We start from the raw sequence: 20,734 nt of genomic DNA on the forward strand, positions 1-20,734 counted from the left end.
AATGGTGTCGTGCAGGGGCCGGATCGCCTCAGTCGGCCAGGACCGTCAGGCCGGGCAGCTCCTTGCCCTCCAGCAGCTCGAGGCTCGCGCCACCACCGGTCGAGATGTGGCTGAAGCCGGCCTCGTCGAACCCGAGGATGCGGACGGCGGCCGCGGAGTCGCCACCACCGACGATCGAGAACCCGCCGTTCGACGTCGCGTCGACGATGCCCTGGGCGACCGCACGGGTGCCGCCGGCGAACGCGTCGAACTCGAAGACGCCCATCGGCCCGTTCCAGGCGATGGTCCGCGCGTCGGCGAGCTTGGCCGCGAACAGCGCACCCGAGTCCGGGCCGATGTCCAGACCCATGGTGCCGTCGGGGATCGCGTCGGCGGCGACGGTCGTGTGGGGCGCGTCCGCCGCGAACGAGTCGGCCGCCACGATGTCCGTGGGCAGCACGATCTCGACGCCGTTGGCCTCGGCCTCGGCCAGGTAGCCGCGCACGGTCTCGACCTGGTCCTCCTCGAGAAGCGAGGATCCCACCGAGTGCCCCTTGGCGGCCAGGAAGGTGAAGACCATGCCACCGCCGATGAGGAGCCGGTCGGCCTTGGTCAGCAGGTTGGCGATGACACCGAGCTTGTCGGAGACCTTGGAACCGCCCAGCACGACGGCGTAGGGGCGCTGCGGGTCGGTGGTGGCGCGCGAGAGCGACTCCACCTCCTTCAGCACGAGCTCGCCGGCGGCGGCCGGCAGCACCTGCGCGACGTCGTAGACCGACGCCTGCTTGCGGTGCACGACTCCGAAGCCGTCCGAGACGAACGCGTCCGCCAGCTCGGCCAGCTCGGAGGCCAGCTCGGCGCGCTCGGCGTCGACCTTCGAGGTCTCCCGGGCGTCGAAACGGACGTTCTCCAGCAGCGCGACCTGGCCGTCGGACAGCCCGGCGACGGTGGCACGGGCCGACTCGCCGACCAGGTCGCCGGCCAGCGCGACGTCCTGACCCAGCAGCTCGCCGAGACGCTGGGCGACGGGGGCCAGCGAGAACGTCGGGTCGGGCGTGCCCTTCGGCCGGCCCAGGTGAGCCGTGACGACGACGCGGGCGCCGGCGTCGACCAGGCGCGTGAGCGTCGGCAACGCGGCGCGGATGCGGCCGTCGTCGGTGATGGTGGTGCCGTCCAGCGGCACGTTGAAGTCGGAGCGGACCAGGACGCGCTTGCCGCGCAGGTCGCCGAGAGAGTCGATCGTCTTCATGAGCTCACCTCGTACGGAGGGGACGGGAGGGTGGACGTGCGGTGACACGACGACGTCCGCGGGAGGGCGGTCCGCACGTCACGAGGACGGGCGGGCCGCGCTCCCGCGGACGTCGTGGTCACGCTCTGACGAGCCTGTTCGTCAGAGCTGGGAGCCGACGAGCTCGGTCAGCGAGACGAGCGAGTTGGAGTAGCCCCACTCGTTGTCGTACCAGGAGACGACCTTGACCTGGTTGCCGATCACCTTGGTGAGCTTCGCGTCGAAGATGCTCTGGTGCGGGTCCGTCACGATGTCGGAGGAGACGATGTCGTCCTCGACGTAGGACAGCACGCCCTTGAGCGGGCCCTCGGCGGCAGCCTTGACCGCGGCGTTGACCTCCTCGACCGTGACCTCCCGGGGGGCCTCGAAGGTGAGGTCGGTCGCCGAGCCGGTGATGACGGGCACGCGCAGGGCGTAGCCGTCGAGCTTGCCCTTGAGCTCGGGGAGCACCAGCGCGACGGCCTTGGCCGCGCCCGTCGTGGTCGGCACGATGTTCTGCGCGGCCGCACGGGCGCGGCGCAGGTCCTTGTGCGGACCGTCCTGCAGGTTCTGGTCACCCGTGTAGGCGTGGATCGTGGTCATGAGGCCACGCTCGATGCCGATCGAGTCGTTGAGCGCCTTGGCCAGCGGGGCCAGGCAGTTGGTGGTGCAGGACGCGTTCGAGATGACGTGGTGCGCGGCCGCGTCGTACTGGTCGCTGTTGACGCCCATGACGAACGTCGCGTCCTCGTTCTTCGCCGGGGCGGAGATGATGACCTTCTTGGCGCCGGCGTCGATGTGCGCCTTGGCCTTGGTCGCGTCCGTGAAGAAGCCGGTCGACTCGATGACGACGTCCGCGCCGAGCTCGCCCCAGGGGAGGTTCGCCGGGTCGCGCTCGGCGAGCGCACGGATCTTCGCGCCGTCGACGATGATGTTCTCGTCGTCGAACTCGACGGTCTTGCCGAAGCGGCCGAGCGTCGTGTCGTACTTGAGCAGGTGGGCGAGCGTCTTGTTGTCCGTCAGGTCGTTGACGCCCACGACCTCGATGTCCGCACCCGACTCCACGAGAGCCCGGTAGAAGTTACGTCCGATGCGGCCGAAGCCGTTGATACCGACGCGGATGGTCACGATAGCCCTCCTCAGGGCGCGCCGGATCGGGACCGGCGCACACGGTTGATGCCATTCTCTGGCGCGCCGGCGGCGCGCTCCTGGTCACGGCGCAAGCCCTGGGAAAGCCCGCGACGTAGAGGTCCGGGACGTCTGTCCAGGGTCACACCGTCGTCACCTGACGTCGACGAGCCTATACCCATCCGTTGACCGTCGCCGAGCACGGTACTCCGTGAGACGTGTGGTCCGACCTCTGGACGGGCCACCGGTCACAGGTCCAGGAGGTCCGGGGACAGACCTGCCTCGGTGTCCGGGACACCGAGCTCCAGGGCGCGCTTGTCCGCCGTCGACAGCAGCCGGCGGATGCGCCCGGCCACCGCGTCCTTCGACAGCGGCGGGTCCGCGAGCTGGCCCAGCTCCTCCAACGACGACTGCTTGTTCGCCAGCCGCAGCTCACCGGCCTGGCGCAGGTGATCGGGCACCTCGTCACCGAGGATCTCGAACGCCCGTTGCACCCGGGCGCCCGCCGCGACGGCGGCGCGCGCGGAGCGGCGCAGGTTGGCGTCGTCGAAGTTGGCCAGCCGGTTCGCGGTCCCCCGGACCTCACGACGGGCCCGACGCTCCTCCCAGACGCGGCGGGTCCGCACGGCGCCGATGCGCGCGAGCAGGTCGCTGATCGCGTCGCCGTCACGCACCACGACACGGTCGACCCCCCGCACCTCGCGGGAGCGCGCCTGGACGCCGAGCCGTCGCGCCGCGCCCACCAGGGCCAGTGCGGCCTCCGGGCCCGGGCAGGTCACCTCCATCGACATCGAGCGCCCCGGCTCGGTCAGGGAGCCGTGCGCCAGGAAGGCTCCTCGCCACACGGCCTCCGCCTCGTCGACGCCGCCGGAGACGACCTCCGGTGCCAGTCCACGGACCGGGCGCCCTCGCATGTCGAGCAGCCCCGTCTGGCGCGCCAGCGACTCACCGTCGCGGACCACCCGCACCACGTACCGGTCGTTCTTGCGCAGACCACCCGCACGGACCACGATCAGCTCGCTGGCGTGCCCGTAGAGGTCCGCGATCGCTCGGCGCAGCCGGGCCGCGACCTCCTCGGAGTCGAGCTCCGCCTCGATCACCACCCGCCCGGAGATGATGTGCAACCCGCCGGAGAACCGGAGCATCGCCGACACCTCGGCCTTGCGGCACGACGTCCGGGTCACCGTGTACCGGGACAGCTCGTCCTTCACCTCTGTCGTCAGCGCCATGGCGTCATCCTGCCACGACACGCCGGGCACGCCGCGCCGGGAGCGGGAGCGCCGGGCGTCGTCACCCCGGGCGCCCGGCGCCGTCGTCGGCCCCTTCGAAGACGTCGCGGTAGGCCGCCGCCAGCCGCAGCGGGTCGTGCCGCGGCGACCCGTCCCCGCGCCGCACCCGACGCACGTACAACCGTGCGCCCAGGGACCGTGCGGCGCTCTCGAGGGCGTCGGCGTCCGCGACGGTCGAGGGGTCGGCCAGCACGGCGTCCACCTGCAGCTCCGGGGCGTGCCGGTGCAGCGCCTCCAGGTGCGCCGGTGCGGACAACCCGTGGGTCTCTCCCTGGTCGGCGCTCAGGTTCAGGGTCAGGCACCGACGCGCGCTCGTGGAGTGCAGCGCTGCTGCGAGACCGGGCACGAGCAGGTGCACGAGCACCGACGAGTACCAGGACCCCGGCCCCATCACCACCCAGTCCGCGTCCCGCACCGCCTGGACCGCCTCGGGGCACGCCGGAGGGTCGACGGGCACCAGGCGCAGCTGCTCGATGCGGCCGTCCGTGACGGCCACCCGGCTCTGCCCCACCACGGTCGAGGCCACCCCGTCCCGGGTGACGTCGGCCTCGACCACGAGGGGCACCGAGGCCATCGGCAGCACGCGTCCGCGGGCACCGAGCAGGCGCCCGACCCAGTCCAGACCGGCCACCGTGTCCCCCAGGCGTTCCCACAACGAGACGATCAGCAGGTTGCCCATCGCATGGCCGTCGAGGTCGCCCCCGGAGGAGAACCGGTGCTGCAGCAGGTCGCTCCAGGTGCGCCCCCACTCGGAGTCGTCGCACAGGGCGGCCAACGCCATGCGCAGGTCACCGGGAGGCAGCACCTCCAGCTCGGTGCGCAACCGGCCGGACGAGCCGCCGTCGTCGGCGACCGTCACGACGGCCGTCAGTCGTTCGGAGAGCAGGCGCAGTGCCTCCAGGGTGACGGAGAGACCGTGCCCACCGCCGAGGGCGACGACCGCGGGGCCGGCGTCGCCGGCGCGGGCACGAGGTGCCCCGGGGAGCCGGCCCGGTGTGCTCGACGTCAGTGTCTACTCCTTCCCGAGGTCCCGTGCGTTCACGGTGACGCGGTGCCCGGCCGCCTGCAGGCGGGCCGCGATCTCCCCCGCGATCGCCACGGAGCGGTGCTTGCCCCCCGTGCACCCGACGGCGATGGTCGCGTAGCGCTTCTCCTCGGCGAGGTAGCCGGCCAGCACCGGCTCCAGGGCGGCGACGTACCGTTCCACGAACTCCAGCGCGCCCGGCCGCGCGAGCACGTAGTCGCGCACGGCGTCGTCCTGTCCGGTCAGGTGCCGCAGCTCGGTGATCCAGTACGGGTTCGCCAGGAACCGGACGTCGGCGACGTGGTCGGCGTCCAGGGGCAGCCCGTATTTGAAGCCGAAGGCCAGGACGTTGATGCGCAGCGAGTCGACCGAACCGCCCGCGACGGCGTCCCGGACCTCCTTGGCGAGGTCGTGCACCGACAGGCCGGAGGTGTCCACGACGACGTCGGCGCGCTCGGCGATCGAGGCCAGCATCCGACGCTCGGTGCCGATGCCGTCCAGGATGCGCCCGTCGCCCTGCAACGGGTGCGGACGCCGCACGCTCTCGAACCGGCGCACCAGCACCTCGTCGGTGGCGTCGAGGAACAGGATCCGGTAGCTGACGCCGGACGAGCGCAGGTGGTCCAGGGCCTGGGCCAGCTCGGAGAAGTACTCGCGCCCCCGCACGTCGACGACGACGGCGAGCCGCTCCACCGACGACCCCGCCTTCGTCATGAGGTCCACGAGCGGGACGATCATCATCGGCGGGAGGTTGTCCACCACGAACCAGTCGAGGTCCTCCAGGACGCCGGCCGCGCGGGTGCGACCGGCCCCGGACATGCCCGTGATGATGAGCACCTCCGGGTCCGAGCGCTCGGGGGTGTGCGAGGCGGCCTCGATCTCGGGGATGCCCTGCGGGACGGTGATGGGCGACGGTTCGCTCATGGGTCCAGCATGCCAGTCCCGGGCCCCGCCAGGGCGTCCGCCACGGCCTGCGCCGTCCGCCGTCCCATCCCCTTGACCTCGGCGATCTCCGCCACGCTCGCCGAGCGCATCCGCTTCACGGAGCCGAACCGGGCCAGCAGCGCCTTCTGCCGTGCCGGTCCGAGGCCGGGGACGTCGTCGAGCACCGAGACCGTCATGCCCTTGCTGCGACGCCGCCGGTGCTGCGCGATGGCGAAGCGGTGCGCCTCGTCACGCACCCGCTGCAGGAGGTAGAGCCCCTGGGAGGAGCGTTGGAGGATCACCGGGTAGTCGTCGCCCGGCACCCAGACCTCCTCGAGCCGCTTGGCCAGCCCGCACAGCGCGACGTCGGTGATGCCCAGCTCCGCGAGCGCACGCGCCGCTGCCGCCACCTGGGGCGGACCGCCGTCGACGACCACCAGGTTCGGCGGGTAGGCGAACCGGCGCTTCTCCTCGGGCTCGGCGGCCGCCCGCACCTCGCCGCCCGGGACGGCGCCCTCGACCGCGCCGATCTCGCCGTGGGCGTGCTGCTCGGCGAGGTACCGGCGGAACCTGCGCGTGATGACCTCGTGCATGGCGGCCGTGTCGTCGGCCGCACCGTCGCCATCGGGTCCGCGGACCGAGAACGAGCGGTACTCGCCCTTGCGCGGGAGCCCGTCCTCGAACACGACCATCGAGGCCGACTGGAAGGACCCCTGGGTGTGCGACACGTCGTAGCACTCGATCCGCAGCGGTGCCTCGTCGAGCCCCAGCGCGTCCTGCAGCTCCGACAGCGCCTGGCTGCGGGTGGTCAGGTCCCCGGCGCGGCGGGTGCGGTGGAGGACGAGTGCCTGCTCGGCGTTGGCGCGCACGGTCGCGGCCAGCTCTCGCTTGTCGCCCCGTCGCGGTACGCGGACGTCGACCCTGGCGCCGCGCAGGCCGGTCAACCAGGTGGCGATCTCCTCGACGTCCGGCGGCAGCACCGGCACGAGGACCTCGCGGGGCACCGCGTCCCGGGCCGCGGCACGAGTCTGACGGTCCGAGGTCCGCGGATCACGCGTGTCCTCGACCACGCCGTAGACCTGCTGGAGCAGATGCTCCACCAGCTCGCCGTCGCTGATGTCCTCCACACGCTCCACGATCCAGCCGCGCTGGCCGCGGATCCGACCACCGCGCACGTGGAAGACCTGGACGGCGGCCTCGAGCTCGTCACCGTCCAGGGCGAAGACGTCGGCGTCGGTGGCGTCGGACAGCACGACGGCGTTCTTCTCCGTCACACGCCGCAGGGCAGCCAGGTCGTCGCGGAGTCGTGCAGCCTGCTCGTACTCCATCTCCGCCGCCGCCTGCGCCATCTGCCGCTCCAGACGCTTGACGAAGCGACCGGTGTCCCCCGCCATGAAGTCGCACAGGTCGTCGGCCAGCGCACGGTGCTCGTCCGGGCCGATCCGTCCGACGCACGGCGCCGAGCACTTGTCGATGTAGCCCAGCAGGCACGGCCGGCCCGACTGCTGGGCCCGACGGTAGACACCGGCCGAGCAGGTCCGCACGGGAAACACCCGCAGCAGCAGGTCCAGCGTCTCGCGGATCGCCCAGGCGTGACCGTACGGGCCGAAGTACCGGGTCCCGGGACGCTTGGTCCCGCGCATCACCTGGGCGCGAGGGATCTCCTCGCCCATCGTCACCGCCAGGTAGGGGTACGACTTGTCGTCGCGGTACTTGACGTTGAACCGCGGGTCGTACTCCTTGATCCACGTGTACTCGAGCGCGAGCGCCTCGACCTCCGTCTCGACGACGGTCCACTCCACGGAGGCGGCCGTGGTGACCATCTGCTGGGTGCGGTGGTGCAGGTTGGCGACGTCCTGGAAGTAGCTGGACAGCCGCTGGCGGAGGTTCTTCGCCTTGCCGACGTAGATGACGCGGCCGTGCGGGTCGCGGAACCGGTACACGCCCGGCGACGTCGGGATCTCCCCCGGCTTCGGTCGGTAGGTCGCTGGGTCGGCCATGGGCACAGACTAGGTCAGCGCGCCGACACGGCAGGAACGGCCGGGGCCGTCCGACCGGTCAGGTCGCGTCCGAGGTGAGGTGCAGCGGCGCGGGCTCGACCAGGACCCGGAAGTTGACGCTGCGGGACAGGAAGCAGAGCGCGTGGGCGCGCTCGTGCAACGCCGCGACGTGCTCGTCGTCGGCCTTCTCCCCCGGATCGACGACGATGCGCGGGTGGAGCGTGACGTCGGAGAACTGCCCCTCACCACGGCCCTCGACGCGCATGGTCCCGGTGGCGTCGTCGGAGTACTCGCGCACGACGACACCGGCCTCGGCCGCCAGGTGCAGGAACCACAGCATGTGGCACTGCGCCAGGCTCGCCACGAACAGGTCCTCGGGGCTGAACCGCTCGGGATCCCCCCGGAACGCCGGGTCGGCACTGCCGGGGAGCACGGGCCGGCCGGGCAGGGCGACGTCGTGGTCGCGGGTGTACGCGGTGTACGACGACGTCGCGCCGGCCGGGCTGCCGGCGTCGAGCGAGGCGGTGGGCCAGGTGACGGTGACGGCGTACGAGTGGTGGGCTCCCATGGCGACACCGTAGGGGGTCAGGCTGCGCGGCGCTTGGCGGCGCGTGCCCGGCTCCCGGCCTTCCCGCGTGCTCCGGTCGGTGCGGACACCGGCGGTGCCGGAGGGTCCACGGGCACGTCGGGGAGCGTCTCGAGGATCTCGGCCAGGAAGCGCCCCGTGTGGCTCGCCTCGACCCGGGCGACCTCCTCCGGGGTGCCCTCGGCCACGACCAGCCCGCCGCCCGAGCCGCCCTCGGGACCCATGTCCACGATCCAGTCCGCAGACTTGATCACGTCCAGGTTGTGCTCGATGACCAGCACGGTGTTGCCCTTGTCGACCAGGGACTGCAGCACACCCAGCAGCTTGCGGATGTCCTCGAAGTGCAGCCCCGTCGTCGGCTCGTCGAGCACGTAGACCGTGCGCCCCGTGGACCGCTTCTGCAGCTCGCTGGCGAGCTTGACGCGCTGCGCCTCGCCCCCGGACAGCGTCGGTGCGGGCTGACCCAGCCGGACGTACCCCAGGCCGACCTCCACCAGCGTGGTCAGGTGCCGGGAGATCGCCGGGAACGCGGCGAAGAACTCCGCGGCCTCCTCGATCGGCATGTCGAGCACGTCGGCGACCGTCCTGCCCTTGAAGTGGACCTCGAGGGTCTCCCGGTTGTACCGGGCGCCGTGGCACACCTCGCACGGGACGTAGACGTCCGGCAGGAAGTTCATCTCGATCTTCAGCGTGCCGTCACCCGAGCAGGCCTCGCAGCGACCGCCCTTGACGTTGAACGAGAACCGGCCGGGCCCGTAGCCGCGGACCTTGGCCTCCTCGGTCTCGGCGAAGATCTTGCGCACCCGGTCCCAGACCCCGGTGTACGTGGCCGGGTTGGACCGCGGCGTGCGGCCGATCGGCCCCTGGTCGACGTGCACCACCTTGTCCAGGTGGTCCGTGCCGGTGACGCGGGTGTGGCGCCCGGCCACCTGACGCGCCCCGTTGAGCTCGTTGGCGAGCACCGTGTGCAGGATCGAGTTCACCAGGGTCGACTTCCCCGAGCCGGACACACCCGTGACGGCGGTGAGCACCCCCACGGGGAACGAGACGTCGATGTCACGCAGGTTGTTCTCGCGCGCTCCCACGACGGTGAGCTGACGCTTGCGGTCGACGCCACGCCGGGTCGCCGGCAGCGCGATCGCGCGGCGTCCCGCCAGGTAGGCACCGGTCATCGATCCCTCGGCCTCGAGCAGACCGGCGTAGTCGCCGGAGTGCACGACCTGCCCGCCGTGCTCCCCCGCGCCGGGGCCGACGTCGACGATCCAGTCGGCGGAGCGGATCGTGTCCTCGTCGTGCTCGACCACGATGAGGGTGTTGCCCAGGTCCCGCAGCCGGCTCAGCGTGTCGATGAGGCGCCGGTTGTCCCGCTGGTGCAGGCCGATGCTCGGTTCGTCGAGCACGTACAGCACGCCCACCAGTCCCGAACCGATCTGCGTGGCCAGGCGGATCCGTTGCGCCTCGCCCCCGGAGAGCGTGCCGGCCGCGCGCTCCAGGGTCAAGTAGTGCAGACCCACGTCGAGCAGGAACCCGAGCCGGGCGTGGATCTCCTTGAGGACCTCGGCCGCGATCGCCCGCTCCCGCGTCCCGAGCTCGAGGGCGTCCAGGTACTCCTTGGCGTCGGCGATCGGCAGGCGGCAGACGTCCCAGATGGACTTGGACCCCACCTTGACGGCCAGGACCTCCGGCTTGAGCCGGGCGCCCGAGCACGTCGGGCACGGCACCTGACGCATGAACGCCTCGTAACGGTCCTTCGACCAGTCCGACTCCGTCTCGGAGTGCCGCCGCTCGATGAAGGTGATGGCCCCCTCGAAGCCCGTGGAGTACTGCCGTTCGCGGCCCCAGCGGTTGCGGTAGCGCACGTGCACCTTGTGGTTGCGCCCGTGCAGGATCGCCTCGCGTGCCCGGGCAGGCAGCGCGCGCCAGGGGACGTCGAGGGAGAACGTCATCTCCTCCGCGAGCGCCGTGAGGACCCGCTCGAAGTACTCCGACGAGGTCTGCGCCCACGGCGCCACCGCGCCCTCGCGCAACGTCCGTTCCGGGTCCGGGACCACGAGCTCCGGGTCGACCTCGAGGCGGAACCCGATCCCGGTGCACTCGGGGCACGCCCCGTACGGCGCGTTGAACGAGAACGTCCGCGGTTCGATCTCGTCGAGGCTCAGCGGGTGGTCGTTGGGGCAGGACCGCTTCTCGGAGTACTTGCGCACCCGGTCGAGATCGTCGATGCCGGCGTCCACCAGCTCGACCATCACCAGACCGCCCGCCAGGCCGAGCGCCGTCTCGACGGAGTCCGTCAGCCGGCGCTGGACGCCCTCCCGGGCGACCAGCCGGTCGACGACGACCTCGATGTCGTGCTTGAGCTTCTTCTCCAGCGCGGGCGGGCTGGCGAGCTGGACCACCTCGCCGTCCACGCGCGCCCGGGCGAACCCCTGGGTCTGCAGCTCGGAGAAGAGCTCGGCGTACTCCCCCTTGCGCCCCCGCACCACCGGGGCGAGCACCTGGTATCGCGTCCCTTCGGGCAGCTCCAGGATCTTGTCCACGATCTGCTGCGGGGTCTGCGCCTGGACGGGCTCGTCGCACACCGGGCAGTGCTGGGTGCCGGCCCGCGCGAAGAGCAGCCGCAGGTAGTCGTAGACCTCCGTGATGGTGCCGACCGTCGAGCGCGGGTTGCGGTTGGTCGACTTCTGGTCGATCGACACCGCAGGGCTCAGCCCCTCGATGAAGTCGACGTCGGGCTTGTCCATCTGCCCGAGGAACTGCCGCGCGTACGCGGACAGCGACTCGACGTAGCGACGCTGACCCTCGGCGAAGATCGTGTCGAAGGCCAGCGAGGACTTGCCCGACCCGGACAGACCGGTGAACACGATGAGCGAGTCGCGCGGCAGGTCGAGGTCGACGTTGCGCAGGTTGTGCTCACGGGCACCGGAGACGACGAGGCGGTTGCTCACCGCAGCATCCTACGGCGCCGCGCCGACATTCGTACAGGTGTTCCATGCCACAGCGTCACCCCGTCGGTGGGGTGCGGACGCCCACCGGCCCCGGGCGCATCTGCTTGGATGTCGGCCATGGCCATCATCGCTGTCACCTACACCTACGCCGCCGAACCCGAGCGGCTCGACGCCGTGCGACCCGAGCACCGGGAGTTCCTCGGCGACCTGCACGCCACCGGGGTGGTGGTGGTCTCCGGCCCGCTGCCCGCCACCGCGGCGCGGTCGGCCGGGGCGCTCCTGATCCTCGAGGCACCGGACGCCGAGGTGGCGCTCCACCTGCTGGACGCCGACCCGTTCGTGCGCGCCGGGCTCGTCACCGAACGGTCCGCGCGCGAGTGGGTCCCGGTGATCGGCAGCCTCGGCGGCTGAGACCGTGGCGACCCGCACCGTCAGGACGCGTCCGGGCCCCTGCCGACGTCGGACGGCGTCGTGCTGCGGGTCGTGAGCAGGCTCGCCACGGTCGCCACCGCCAGCGAACCGACGATGACGACCAGCGAGAGCCAGAGGGGGACCTCCGGGACCCAGCGGATCGGCTGCCCGCCGTTGATGAAGGGCACGGAGTTCTCCGCCATCGCCTCCAGGACGAGCTTGATCCCGATGAACCCGAGGATCGCCGCCAGCGCCATCGGCAGGAAGACCAGCCGCTCGAGCAGCCCGCCCAGCAGGAAGTACAGCTGACGCAGTCCCATGAGAGCGAACACGTTCGCGGTGAACACGATGAACGGGTCGCGGGTGAGGCCGAAGATCGCCGGGATCGAGTCGAGGGCGAAGAGCAGGTCCGTCGAACCGATCGCGAAGAACACCACGAGCATCGGTGTCCAGGTCCGTCGACCGTCCACGACCGTGCGCAGCCGGCCGCCGTCGTAGCGCTCCGTGACGGGCAGCACTCGCCGCAGGAGCCGGATCGCCACGTTCTCGGAGTACTCCTCGTCGTCGTCGCCGACCACCAGCTTGACCGCCGTGTAGACCAGGAAGGCACCGAACAGGTAGAACACCCACACGAACTGCTCGATGATCGCCGCACCCGCCACGATGAACCCGGCGCGCAGCACCAGGGCGACGATGATGCCGACCATCAGGACGCGTTGCTGCTGCTCCCGCGGCACGGCGAACCGCGACATGATGATGACGAACACGAACAGGTTGTCCACGCTCAGGGAGTACTCCGTGAGCCAGCCGGCGTAGAACTCCCCGGCCGGCGCCGAGCCGCCGACCGCCAGCAGCACCAGCCCGAACGCCAACGCCAGGGCGACGTAGAACGCCACCCACAGGCTGCTCTCCTTCATCGTCGGCACGTGCGGGCGGCGGGCCACGATCAGGAGGTCCACGACGAGCAGCACGCCGATCGCCGCGAGCGCCGTGACCTCGAACCACAGGGGAAGCTCGTGGGTCACGCGTCACGCTCCGGCGTCCGGCTGCCGACCCGTGCGTCACGGCGCGACCTGGCGAGCGATGCGACGGTCGTGATGGTCAGCACGACGACGATGAACGACAGCGACACGGTCGTGGAGATCTCCGGGATCGCCTCGACGTGCTCACCGCCGTTGACGAACGGCAGCTCGTTGGTGTGCAGCGCGTGGATGACCAGCTTGACGCCGATGAACCCGAGGATCGCCGCGAGACCGTAGTTGAGGTAGACGAGCCGGTCGAGGAGCCCGTCGACGAGGAAGTAGAGCTGGCGCAGCCCGAGCAGCGAGAACGCGTTGGCGGCGAACACCAGGAACGTCTCCTGCGTCAGGCCGAAGATCGCCGGGATCGAGTCGACCGCGAAGAGCAGGTCGGCGCTGCCGATGGCGATCATGACGATGAGCATCGGCGTGATGTACCGCTTGCCGTCGATCGTCGTGACCATGTGGTGGTCGACGTAGTCGTCGGTGGTCGGGAAGATCCGCCGGGTCAGGCGCAGGACGCCGTTCTCGGTGTACTCCTCGTCGTGGTCGGTGCCCGCGCGGGCCTGGGCGATCGCCGTCCAGATGAGGAAGGCGCCGAAGAGGTAGAAGATCCAGGCAAAGTTCGCGATGAGTGCAGCGCCGGCGAAGATGAAGATCGTGCGCAGGACCAGGGCGATGGTGATGCCGATGAGCAGCACACGCTGCTGATGCTCCCGCGGCACGCGGAAGCTCGTCATGATCAGCACGAAGACGAAGAGGTTGTCGACGCTGAGCGACTTCTCGGTGATGTACCCGGCGAAGTACTCGCCACCGTACTGCGGGCCCCAGGCGGCCAGCACGATCAGTCCGAAGATCATGGCGACCGCGACGTAGGCGACGGACCACCACGCCGACTCCTTGAGGGTCGGCGCGTGCGGTGTCCGCACGTGTCCGACGTAGTCGACGGCGAGCATGGCCAGGATCGCGAGCACGGTGACGATCCAGGCCCAGACGGGCACATCCACGGGAAGACTCCTCCGGTACGCAGGGCAGGGCACCGGAGGTCTCTCTCACCGCGGCCGCGGACGGCTCGGTGGGTGGGCCGGACCCGGCGTCCACGCCGGCCGTGATGACGACCACACCGCTTGGGAGATACTCCCCTCCTTGGGAGGACCATACGGGAACGCGGCCTGACCTGCGAGTTCGCAGGTCAGGGGCAGAATCAGAAGTCGGGCCACGTCGGCCTGTGTCAGAGTGAATCAGGCTCATCTGTTGACCAGTCAACATGGAGGACCCCGTGGCATCGCTTCGCACCCGCACCCTCAAGGACGGCACGCAGACGCTCACCGTGCTGTTCCGGGCGCCCGACGAGCACGGGGTCAAGCGGCAGACCTCCGAGACGTTCGACAACCCCGAGGCCGCATCCCGCTTCATGCGCGACATCGACCGCCACGGCCCGCAGATCGCCCGCAAGATCCTCGACGCCCACGACGACGCCGCCCCGGCCACGCTCGACGTCGTCGGCCTGCTCGACCGGCACATCGGCGCCCTGTCCGGGATCAAGGGCGGCACCCGCAAGCGGTACGAGTCGATCCGGCGCACCATCGCGACGCACCAGCTCGGCGCGCTGCCCATCACCGCCGTGTCACGCACCGACGTCGCCGAGTGGATCGGCGACCTCGAGAAGCAGGGCCTGTCGGGAAAGACGATCGGCGGCCGGCACCAGCTGCTCTCGGCGGCGTTCAAGCGCGCCGTGCTCGACGACATGCTGACGAAGAACCCCGCGACCGGCGCCAAGATCCCGCGCACCGAGACACGGCCCAAGGTGTTCCTCACGCCCGAGGAGTTCTCCCGCGTCTACGCCGTCGTGCCGGACCCGTGGCGCATCCTGGTGCACACCCTGGCCGCGACCGGGCTGCGCATCGGCGAGGCGCTGGCGCTGCGCGTGGGAGACCTGCACCTGCACGACGCGCACCCGCGCATCGACGTGCGCCGCACCTGGGAGTGGACCGAGGGCGGGCCGCGCAAGACGGGCGCACCGAAGACCGCCCGAGGTCTGCGCTCGGTGAGCATCGGCCCCTCGCTCGTGGCTCACCTGGCCGAGCACACCGCGGACCTACCGCCGCACGCCTGGGTGTTCGGCACGCAGGACGACGGAGAGCCCACGACGGCCACGATGTTCGGGCAGCGGTGGAAGAAGTGGGTGGCGGCCTCGGGGATCGCCAAGCAGCCCACCGTGCACTCGATCCGGCACTCGCACGTGACGTGGATGCTCTCGTCGGGCCGGTCGCTGGACCAGATCCAGCGGCGCCTGGGCCACGCGTCCATCAAGGTCACGGTCGACGTCTACGGCCACCTGATGCCGGACGACCTCGACACGATGGCCGCGGCTTCCGAGGCAGCTCTGGCCGGGTCGCTGTCACCCGTGGTGGCCGAGATCGAGCCCTAGCGGGTGAAATCGGTTCACGCCTCCCCTGTATCCGGTCAATCTGTCGGTGGCCCGAGGCAAGGTGTCGGAATGGAGATCGTCTGCAACGTCGCACACTGCCCCGCCCGATGCCCCTTCAACGCCGACCCGGCCGCGAGCGCCGACGTCGCCTGCCTGATCCACGGGGACCTGGCCGACGCGATCCTCAGTGCGACATCCGCTCTGTCAGCTCGACCATCAGCGCGCGGGGCGTGATGTGCGCGAGCACGGCGACGGCGCCGATGATGTCGGCGCTGAGCTCGTTGCGACCCGTCAGCCGGCCGTGCACGTAGTTCTGGGAACGACCCAGGTAGTCGCCAACCTGGGTCTGCGTGATCCCGTGCTCCGTCATGAAGGACCGGAGGGCAGCGGTGAGCGAGGATCCGAAGGTGTTCACACCGGTCATGAGGCCCAGCCTAGCCCGGTGATACACGAAATGAGGAAAAAGTTTGCGCGTCGCGGTTGACGCGCTACCCCATATCGTGTTTCATGGTCCACATGCACCACATCGACCAGGCCATCGGAGACGAGGTGAGGGCAGCCCGGCACCGCCGCCGGCAGCGGCAGGCGGACCTGGCTCGGCTGCTCGACATCACGCCGATGACGTTCTCGCGCAAGGAGACCGGCAAGGTGCCGTTCACCGCCCGCGAGCTCTCCGTCATCGCCGAGACCCTCCACCTTCCCGTGGCCGACCTGTACCCGAACCACGTCCCGACGCCTGCCGCCTGATACCCGATATCGGGTATCGCTCAGTCGACAGCGGCCCCCGCCAGTCCGACCAAGAACCGGGCGAGGGCCACGTACCGAGAGGAATTCTACCGTGAGCACCAGCCTCACCCCCTTCGACTTCGACGGACAGGCCGTCCGAGTCGTCACCGACGAGCAGGGCGAGCCGTGGTTCGTCCTCGCGGACCTCTGCCGCATCCTCAGCATCGCCAACGTGGGCAACGTCCTCGCGCGCCTCGCTGACGACGAGAAGGGTTCCATCCGCCTGACGGATGGAACCCCCGGCACCCCGAACCGCGCCACCGTCAACGAAGCCGGCATGTGGACGGTCATCCTGCGCAGCGACTCCCCCGCCGCCGAGCCGGTCCGCCGCTGGGTCACCCACGACGTGCTCCCCGCGATCCGCAAGACCGGCTCCTACGCCGTCGCCCCCGCGCTCCCCCAGGACTACGCCACGGCGCTCCGGGCGCTGGCCGCCGAGGTGGAGCAGCGCGCCGAGCTGGAGGCGAAGGTCGCGGCCGACGCGCCGAAGGTGATCTTCGCCGACGCCGTCGCGACGTCCCAGACGAACATCCTGGTCGGCGAGCTCGCGAAGATCCTGCGCGGGAACGGCGTCGAGGTCGGCGGGACCCGGCTGTTCGAGTGGCTGCGCCGCGACGGCTACCTGATCCGCCGCGAGGGCTCCGACTGGAACACCCCGACCCAGCGGTCGATGGAGCTCGGCCTGTTCCGCATCAAGGAGACGGCCGTCACCCACTCCGACGGTCACGTGACGATCTCGAAGACGCCGAAGGTCACCGGAAAGGGCCAGCAGTACTTCCTCAACCGGTACGCCGGGGCGGGGGTGCCCGCGTGAGCTCCTACATGACCCGCGACGAGGCGGCCGAGTACCTGCGGGTGAAGCCGTCATGGCTCCGGGACCACCCCGAGGTGCCCCGCGTGAAGCTCGGCGGCCACATCCGCTACCGCCGCGACCACCTCGACGCCTGGACCGACCGTCAGCGCGTGGCCGCCAGCACCTCCGGCCGCAGCTCCAGGTCCCGCAAGAAGTCCTGACACACCAGCGGCGAGCGCCCGATCCGCCAAGACCAGCACTCGCCACCGACACCCGAAAGGTACCGCACCGATGCGAACCACCGCCGCACTCCCGCCCCTCACCGTCGAGCCGGTCGAGCTGACCGCGACGATGCCCCGCCAGGAGGACGACCAGCCGACGCCCGAGTGGGACGCCATGGTCGCCGAGCACGGCAACCCGCTGCTCGCCGGGCCCGACCTGACGGAGGCGACCCGATGAGCGCCACCCTGACCTCCCGCACCTGGACGTTCGACGCCCCGAACGGGTCGGTGCCGATCACGCAGGACGAGAGCGGCCGGCAGATCACCGTCGAGCCGATCACGCTCACCGTCACCCGCCACGAGCGCTGGGGCCTGCGCGTAGCCGTCGAGGGCCGCTGGATCCTCCGCGACGGCACCTACGGCCGCCACCGCAAGAGCGTCGCGTGGGGCGGCGACTGGCAGCCCCCGCTGTCCGAGGCTCCCGAGTGGGTCCGTGAGGCCGTGACGGAGGTGGCCCGATGATCGCCCGCCTCCTGGCCGCCATCGGCCGCAAGATCGTGCAGCCCGACCCGCACCCGCAGCGCAAGCCGGCCCCGTCCGCCGTCGAGGACTTCATCTCCGCGCAGGTGGAGCCCGCCGCGCCGCTGTCCGAGCACGAGCGGTCCGCGCTGGCCCTGTCCTGCCGCGTCCCGGCCGCCTACGACACGAGCGACCAGGGGCCGCGGCGTCGGACGCTCCTGGAGTTCGCCGAGGTGCAGCAGCTCCAGGCCGACGCCGAGGGCATGGAGATCGCCCACCACGACCTGCTGCTGGTCTCCGCGAAGTCCGGCACCCCCATCCCCGACGTGCTCGCCCTCGAGGCGACCGCGTACCTCACCGCCGAGGAGCAGTCATGACCCATCACTCCCCCGAGCGCGACACCGACGCGCCCTACCCGCGCCTGGTCCACACCGGGTCCCCCGCCGCCGGGCACGTGCCCACACCGGTCCCGGCGGCGGGCTCCACCGAGATGGACGACCTGCGCGGGTACGGAGAGCTCGACGCCCGTGCGCTGGACATCCCGCTGCGGGAGACGGTGCCGCCCCAGGCCGCACGCGACCTCATGGCGTCCGCCGGCATCGACATGGACGGCTTCGACCGAGCGCTGGCCGACGCCCGCACGCAGGCCGAGGCGCCGTCGCTCGTGACGCTCGACCTGGCCGACGCCGCCTGCGCCGTCGTGGACCGGTGGAAGTCCGGCGCCGACCCGGCGCAGCTGCTGCGCGACCTGGCCGCGTCCGTCACCGAGTACAGGGAGGCGGTCCGATGAGCGCCGACCACTACGCCGAGTGCATCACCTGCGGCGTCACGTTGCAGACCCCCGCCGATCGCGACGCCCACCTGCGCGACACGTTCACGGCGGCGAAGGAAAAGGACGGGTACGCCGCTAAGAGCCACGCGGCCCGCACCGTCAACCCGACTCCCGAGGAGATCGCAGAGTCGGACGTTCGCCGCAAGGTCGAGAGCGCGCTGGACGACTGCATGGACTCCCTCGACCGCCTGGTCTATCGCGACCGCGTGACGCCGGAGCAGGTCCGCGAGGCACTGCGGTGGTTCCCGGACTTCGCGAACGCCTGGGACGAGTACACCGCGGAGGCCACGTCATGACCCGCATCGACCACCCCGCCCGCGTGCGCCAGGTCCTCGGCGACGCGCACGACGCGGCGAAGTACGGCGTGGGCCTGTCCGGGCTGGCCGCGTGCGTCGGCATGGCGCCCCGCTCGCTGCGCCGGTTCCTGACCCGCCACGGCCGCGACGACCTCGTGGCGCCGCTGCAGGCCAACGACGAGACCCTGCGCGTCGGCGGGCCCGGCGCGGACTCGGGGCTGCGGGGGGTGATGAGCTGATGGGCGCCCACCACTTCGAGTTCTCCCCGCGGTTCCGCAACGGGCACCGCATCTGCGCTGCCTGCGACCGCGACTACGACCACGGCGAGCACATCGAGATCACCACGCTCAAGCCGTACACGTCCTACGTGTGCCCGAACGACACCGGCCGCGGCCACTCCGCGATCTGGACCGGCGCACACCTCCCCGCGAACCGCACCCCCACCCAGCACCTGTGCGACTGCGGGGCCGAATTCATCGAGGAGGACCGCGAGACATGGCGCCTCACCTGGGAGATGCAGACCCCCGACCGGCCCGACTGGCACACGGTCTCCAAGGTTGCCAGCGGACACGAGACCGCCCAGCAAGAGTCCGGCCTGCGGCGCCTCGCCGAACAGGGCGACGGCGTCCGCAACGTCCGCCGCACCCGCCTTGTCGAGGAAGCGTCATGACCGCCCCCAAGCGGATCCAGCTCCGCCGCACGAAGGGCTGGCGCAAGCCCGAGGGCACGGTCAACGTGGCCCGGCCGACGAAGTGGGGCAACCCGTTCACCATCGGCGGATCGTCCGGCCTCGCCCGCACGCCCGCGATCCACCACCGCGGCAAGCCGTGGGAGTACGAGGGTCGGATCAGCGCCGAGGGGATGCGCCACGACTACCACCACGGCAACGGCCGGGTGACCGAGGTTCACGTGCGGGCCATGACGCGCGCCGAGGTCGTCGAGTGCTACCGCGCCTGGGTCACCGGAGGCGGCTGGCCGATCGACTGGCGACCGCAGACCGCGCCCACCGTCGCCGAGATCCGTGCTCGGCTCGCCGGCCGCGACCTGGCCTGCTGGTGCCCGCTGGACCAGCCGTGCCACGCCGACGTGCTCCTCGAGATCGCGAACGGCGGTGCGTCATGAAGTCCCCCACCGACTCCCGCCTCCACGCCGAGGCCGAGCGCCGCTCCCAGCCCGTGGCCACCGAGGCCACGCTCGAGGACGCCGTGTGGTGGCTCACCCACGACGCCCTCGTGAAGCCAGAGCGGATCAGCGGCCTGGTCATCGACGGCGAGGTCTACGACTTCACGTACCGCGTCGAGTGGGCGCCCTGCATCCGCGAGCCGCAGCACGCCGACGGTCACCAGCCGGGCGCCGTCGCGGCGACCCGAGCCGGAGCCCTCGCGGCGGCCGAGCGCGTGCGAGACGTCCACCTCGCCTGCGGCCGCGTCCTGTCCCGCATCGTCGCCGACACCGGATGGAGGGCCGCGTGATGAGCCTGTCCGACGCGAACCGCATCAACCCGGACTGCGCCCAGGGCAAGCACGCCGCCTGCGCCGGCGACGCCTGGGACGACCTGACCGACGCGCCGACCGAGTGCCGGTGCGACTGCCACGAGAGGAGCGGGCGATGAGCCTGTACACCTTCCCCGATGTCATCCAGGGCACGGACGAGTGGCACGACCTGCGCCGCGGCATCGTCACGGCGTCGACCGTCGGCAAGCTCGTCACCACGAGCACGCTCAAGGTGGCCCGCAACGAGACCTCGCGCGGCCTCGTGACGTCCCTGGTCGCCGAGCGCATCACCGGCCACACCGAGCCGTCGCCCATGACCGACGACATGTGGCGCGGCGTCGAGCACGAGCCGCACGCCCGAGTCGCCTACGCCAAGCACACCGGTGCCGACGTCGCCGAGATGGGCTTCATGGCCCGCGAGGAGGACGGCTGGCGGCTCGGCTACTCCCCCGACGGACTCCCCGGCGACGACGGCCTGATCGAGATCAAGTGCCCCCGCCAGAAGGGCCACCTGCACACGATCCTCGAGGACGCCGTGCCGCCGCAGTACATGGCACAGGTCCAGGCCGGGCTGTTCGTCTCCGGCCGCGCCTGGTGCGACTACGTGTCCTTCTGCGCCGGGATGCCGCTGTTCATCAAGCGGGTGCACCCCGACGAGCAGTGGCACCAGGCGATCCAGTCCGCGGTCGAAGCCTTCGAGCAGGCCGCCGCCGACATGACCAGCAACTACACCCGCGCCGTCGAGGGCATGCCCGCGACCGAGCGCATCGACTTCGAAGTGGTGATCTGAC

27 protein-coding genes are annotated in these 20,734 nt (G+C 71.2%); 16 read left to right on the forward strand and 11 right to left on the reverse strand.

Annotation, left to right across the window (positions count from 1 at the left end; translation table 11 throughout):
• Positions 1-28: 28 nt before the first annotated feature.
• The 8 genes from ACIQLL_RS08825 to uvrA form a co-directional block, all read right to left on the reverse strand.
• Positions 29-1,228, reverse strand: a complete 1,200-nt coding sequence (locus ACIQLL_RS08825) for a phosphoglycerate kinase (RefSeq protein WP_402465644.1) — start codon at positions 1,226-1,228, stop codon at positions 29-31.
• A 141-nt stretch (positions 1,229-1,369) separates the two neighbouring features.
• On the reverse strand, positions 1,370-2,374 hold the full coding sequence (gene gap, locus ACIQLL_RS08830; RefSeq protein WP_402465646.1) for a type I glyceraldehyde-3-phosphate dehydrogenase: 1,005 nt from the start codon (positions 2,372-2,374) through the stop codon (positions 1,370-1,372).
• Between the two features lie 248 nt (positions 2,375-2,622).
• Positions 2,623-3,603 carry a DNA-binding protein WhiA gene (gene whiA, locus ACIQLL_RS08835; protein ID WP_402465649.1) on the reverse strand — a complete coding sequence of 327 codons (981 nt, stop codon included), beginning with the start codon at positions 3,601-3,603 and terminating at the stop codon, positions 2,623-2,625.
• Between the two features lie 61 nt (positions 3,604-3,664).
• Positions 3,665-4,672, reverse strand: coding sequence for a gluconeogenesis factor YvcK family protein (locus tag ACIQLL_RS08840; RefSeq protein ID WP_402466282.1), 1,008 nt, complete (start codon positions 4,670-4,672; stop codon positions 3,665-3,667).
• Positions 4,673-4,675: 3 nt separating this feature from the next.
• Entirely contained in the window at positions 4,676-5,611 is a 936-nt protein-coding gene (rapZ, locus tag ACIQLL_RS08845; RefSeq protein ID WP_402465650.1) for an RNase adapter RapZ, read from the reverse strand.
• Positions 5,608-7,611, reverse strand: a complete 2,004-nt coding sequence (gene uvrC, locus ACIQLL_RS08850; protein WP_402465651.1) for an excinuclease ABC subunit UvrC — start codon at positions 7,609-7,611, stop codon at positions 5,608-5,610. Before uvrC ends, rapZ begins: the two co-directional genes overlap by 4 nt.
• Positions 7,612-7,669: 58 nt before the next feature.
• On the reverse strand, positions 7,670-8,179 hold the full coding sequence (locus ACIQLL_RS08855; RefSeq protein ID WP_402465653.1) for an OsmC family protein: 510 nt from the start codon (positions 8,177-8,179) through the stop codon (positions 7,670-7,672).
• Between the two features lie 17 nt (positions 8,180-8,196).
• On the reverse strand, positions 8,197-11,142 hold the full coding sequence (gene uvrA, locus ACIQLL_RS08860) for an excinuclease ABC subunit UvrA (RefSeq protein WP_402465656.1): 2,946 nt from the start codon (positions 11,140-11,142) through the stop codon (positions 8,197-8,199).
• 117 nt (positions 11,143-11,259) lie between these two features.
• On the opposite strand from uvrA, the gene ACIQLL_RS08865 reads away from it, so the two are divergent.
• Complete coding sequence (locus tag ACIQLL_RS08865) at positions 11,260-11,553, forward strand: YciI family protein (protein WP_402465659.1); 294 nt, start codon at positions 11,260-11,262, stop codon at positions 11,551-11,553.
• Between the two features lie 20 nt (positions 11,554-11,573).
• On the opposite strand, the gene ACIQLL_RS08870 is transcribed toward ACIQLL_RS08865, so the two are convergent.
• Positions 11,574-12,578 (reverse strand): TerC family protein, encoded by a 1,005-nt coding sequence (locus ACIQLL_RS08870; protein ID WP_402465662.1) that lies wholly within the window; start codon positions 12,576-12,578, stop codon positions 11,574-11,576.
• The gene (locus ACIQLL_RS08875) at positions 12,575-13,579 is read right to left on the reverse strand and encodes a TerC family protein (protein ID WP_402465664.1); all 1,005 of its coding nucleotides are present in this window, start codon (positions 13,577-13,579) and stop codon (positions 12,575-12,577) included. Before ACIQLL_RS08875 ends, ACIQLL_RS08870 begins: the two co-directional genes overlap by 4 nt.
• 272 nt (positions 13,580-13,851) lie before the next feature.
• Between ACIQLL_RS08875 and ACIQLL_RS08880 the strand changes: the two genes are divergently transcribed.
• Entirely contained in the window at positions 13,852-15,003 is a 1,152-nt protein-coding gene (locus ACIQLL_RS08880; RefSeq protein ID WP_402465667.1) for a tyrosine-type recombinase/integrase, read from the forward strand.
• A gap of 184 nt (positions 15,004-15,187) precedes the next feature.
• Here the strand turns inward: ACIQLL_RS08880 and ACIQLL_RS08885 are convergent, their stop codons facing one another.
• Positions 15,188-15,427 (reverse strand): helix-turn-helix domain-containing protein, encoded by a 240-nt coding sequence (locus tag ACIQLL_RS08885; protein ID WP_402465669.1) that lies wholly within the window; start codon positions 15,425-15,427, stop codon positions 15,188-15,190.
• A 92-nt stretch (positions 15,428-15,519) separates the two neighbouring features.
• On the opposite strand from ACIQLL_RS08885, the gene ACIQLL_RS08890 reads away from it, so the two are divergent.
• From ACIQLL_RS08890 to ACIQLL_RS08955, 14 genes are all read left to right on the forward strand, one after another.
• Positions 15,520-15,750, forward strand: a complete 231-nt coding sequence (locus tag ACIQLL_RS08890) for a helix-turn-helix domain-containing protein (RefSeq protein ID WP_402465672.1) — start codon at positions 15,520-15,522, stop codon at positions 15,748-15,750.
• A 91-nt stretch (positions 15,751-15,841) separates the two neighbouring features.
• Entirely contained in the window at positions 15,842-16,603 is a 762-nt protein-coding gene (locus ACIQLL_RS08895) for a phage antirepressor KilAC domain-containing protein (protein ID WP_402465674.1), read from the forward strand.
• Positions 16,600-16,803, forward strand: a complete 204-nt coding sequence (locus ACIQLL_RS08900; RefSeq protein WP_402465677.1) for a helix-turn-helix domain-containing protein — start codon at positions 16,600-16,602, stop codon at positions 16,801-16,803. The genes ACIQLL_RS08895 and ACIQLL_RS08900 overlap by 4 nt, the downstream gene beginning before the upstream one ends.
• 70 nt (positions 16,804-16,873) lie before the next feature.
• The gene (locus ACIQLL_RS08905; protein WP_402465679.1) at positions 16,874-17,041 is read left to right on the forward strand and encodes a hypothetical protein; all 168 of its coding nucleotides are present in this window, start codon (positions 16,874-16,876) and stop codon (positions 17,039-17,041) included.
• Positions 17,038-17,325 carry a hypothetical protein gene (locus ACIQLL_RS08910; protein ID WP_402465682.1) on the forward strand — a complete coding sequence of 96 codons (288 nt, stop codon included), beginning with the start codon at positions 17,038-17,040 and terminating at the stop codon, positions 17,323-17,325. The genes ACIQLL_RS08905 and ACIQLL_RS08910 overlap by 4 nt, the downstream gene beginning before the upstream one ends.
• Complete coding sequence (locus ACIQLL_RS08915; protein WP_402465685.1) at positions 17,322-17,699, forward strand: hypothetical protein; 378 nt, start codon at positions 17,322-17,324, stop codon at positions 17,697-17,699. The genes ACIQLL_RS08910 and ACIQLL_RS08915 overlap by 4 nt, the downstream gene beginning before the upstream one ends.
• The gene (locus ACIQLL_RS08920) at positions 17,696-18,112 is read left to right on the forward strand and encodes a hypothetical protein (RefSeq protein WP_402465687.1); all 417 of its coding nucleotides are present in this window, start codon (positions 17,696-17,698) and stop codon (positions 18,110-18,112) included. Before ACIQLL_RS08915 ends, ACIQLL_RS08920 begins: the two co-directional genes overlap by 4 nt.
• Entirely contained in the window at positions 18,109-18,450 is a 342-nt protein-coding gene (locus tag ACIQLL_RS08925) for a hypothetical protein (protein ID WP_402465690.1), read from the forward strand. The genes ACIQLL_RS08920 and ACIQLL_RS08925 overlap by 4 nt, the downstream gene beginning before the upstream one ends.
• Positions 18,447-18,689: a hypothetical protein gene (locus ACIQLL_RS08930; RefSeq protein ID WP_402465693.1), complete on the forward strand. Its 243-nt coding sequence runs from the start codon at positions 18,447-18,449 to the stop codon at positions 18,687-18,689. Before ACIQLL_RS08925 ends, ACIQLL_RS08930 begins: the two co-directional genes overlap by 4 nt.
• Positions 18,689-19,120: a hypothetical protein gene (locus tag ACIQLL_RS08935; RefSeq protein ID WP_402465696.1), complete on the forward strand. Its 432-nt coding sequence runs from the start codon at positions 18,689-18,691 to the stop codon at positions 19,118-19,120. The genes ACIQLL_RS08930 and ACIQLL_RS08935 overlap by 1 nt, the downstream gene beginning before the upstream one ends.
• Positions 19,117-19,572: a DUF4326 domain-containing protein gene (locus ACIQLL_RS08940; RefSeq protein WP_402465698.1), complete on the forward strand. Its 456-nt coding sequence runs from the start codon at positions 19,117-19,119 to the stop codon at positions 19,570-19,572. Before ACIQLL_RS08935 ends, ACIQLL_RS08940 begins: the two co-directional genes overlap by 4 nt.
• Positions 19,569-19,922 (forward strand): hypothetical protein, encoded by a 354-nt coding sequence (locus tag ACIQLL_RS08945; protein WP_402465700.1) that lies wholly within the window; start codon positions 19,569-19,571, stop codon positions 19,920-19,922. The genes ACIQLL_RS08940 and ACIQLL_RS08945 overlap by 4 nt, the downstream gene beginning before the upstream one ends.
• Positions 19,922-20,062 carry a hypothetical protein gene (locus ACIQLL_RS08950; protein ID WP_402465703.1) on the forward strand — a complete coding sequence of 47 codons (141 nt, stop codon included), beginning with the start codon at positions 19,922-19,924 and terminating at the stop codon, positions 20,060-20,062. Before ACIQLL_RS08945 ends, ACIQLL_RS08950 begins: the two co-directional genes overlap by 1 nt.
• Positions 20,059-20,733 (forward strand): lambda exonuclease family protein, encoded by a 675-nt coding sequence (locus ACIQLL_RS08955; protein WP_402465706.1) that lies wholly within the window; start codon positions 20,059-20,061, stop codon positions 20,731-20,733. The genes ACIQLL_RS08950 and ACIQLL_RS08955 overlap by 4 nt, the downstream gene beginning before the upstream one ends.
• The last annotated feature ends 1 nt before the right edge of the window (position 20,734 follow it).

This window comes from Isoptericola aurantiacus (assembly GCF_044769875.1).
Taxonomy (GTDB): Bacteria; Actinomycetota; Actinomycetes; order Actinomycetales; family Cellulomonadaceae; genus Isoptericola; species Isoptericola aurantiacus.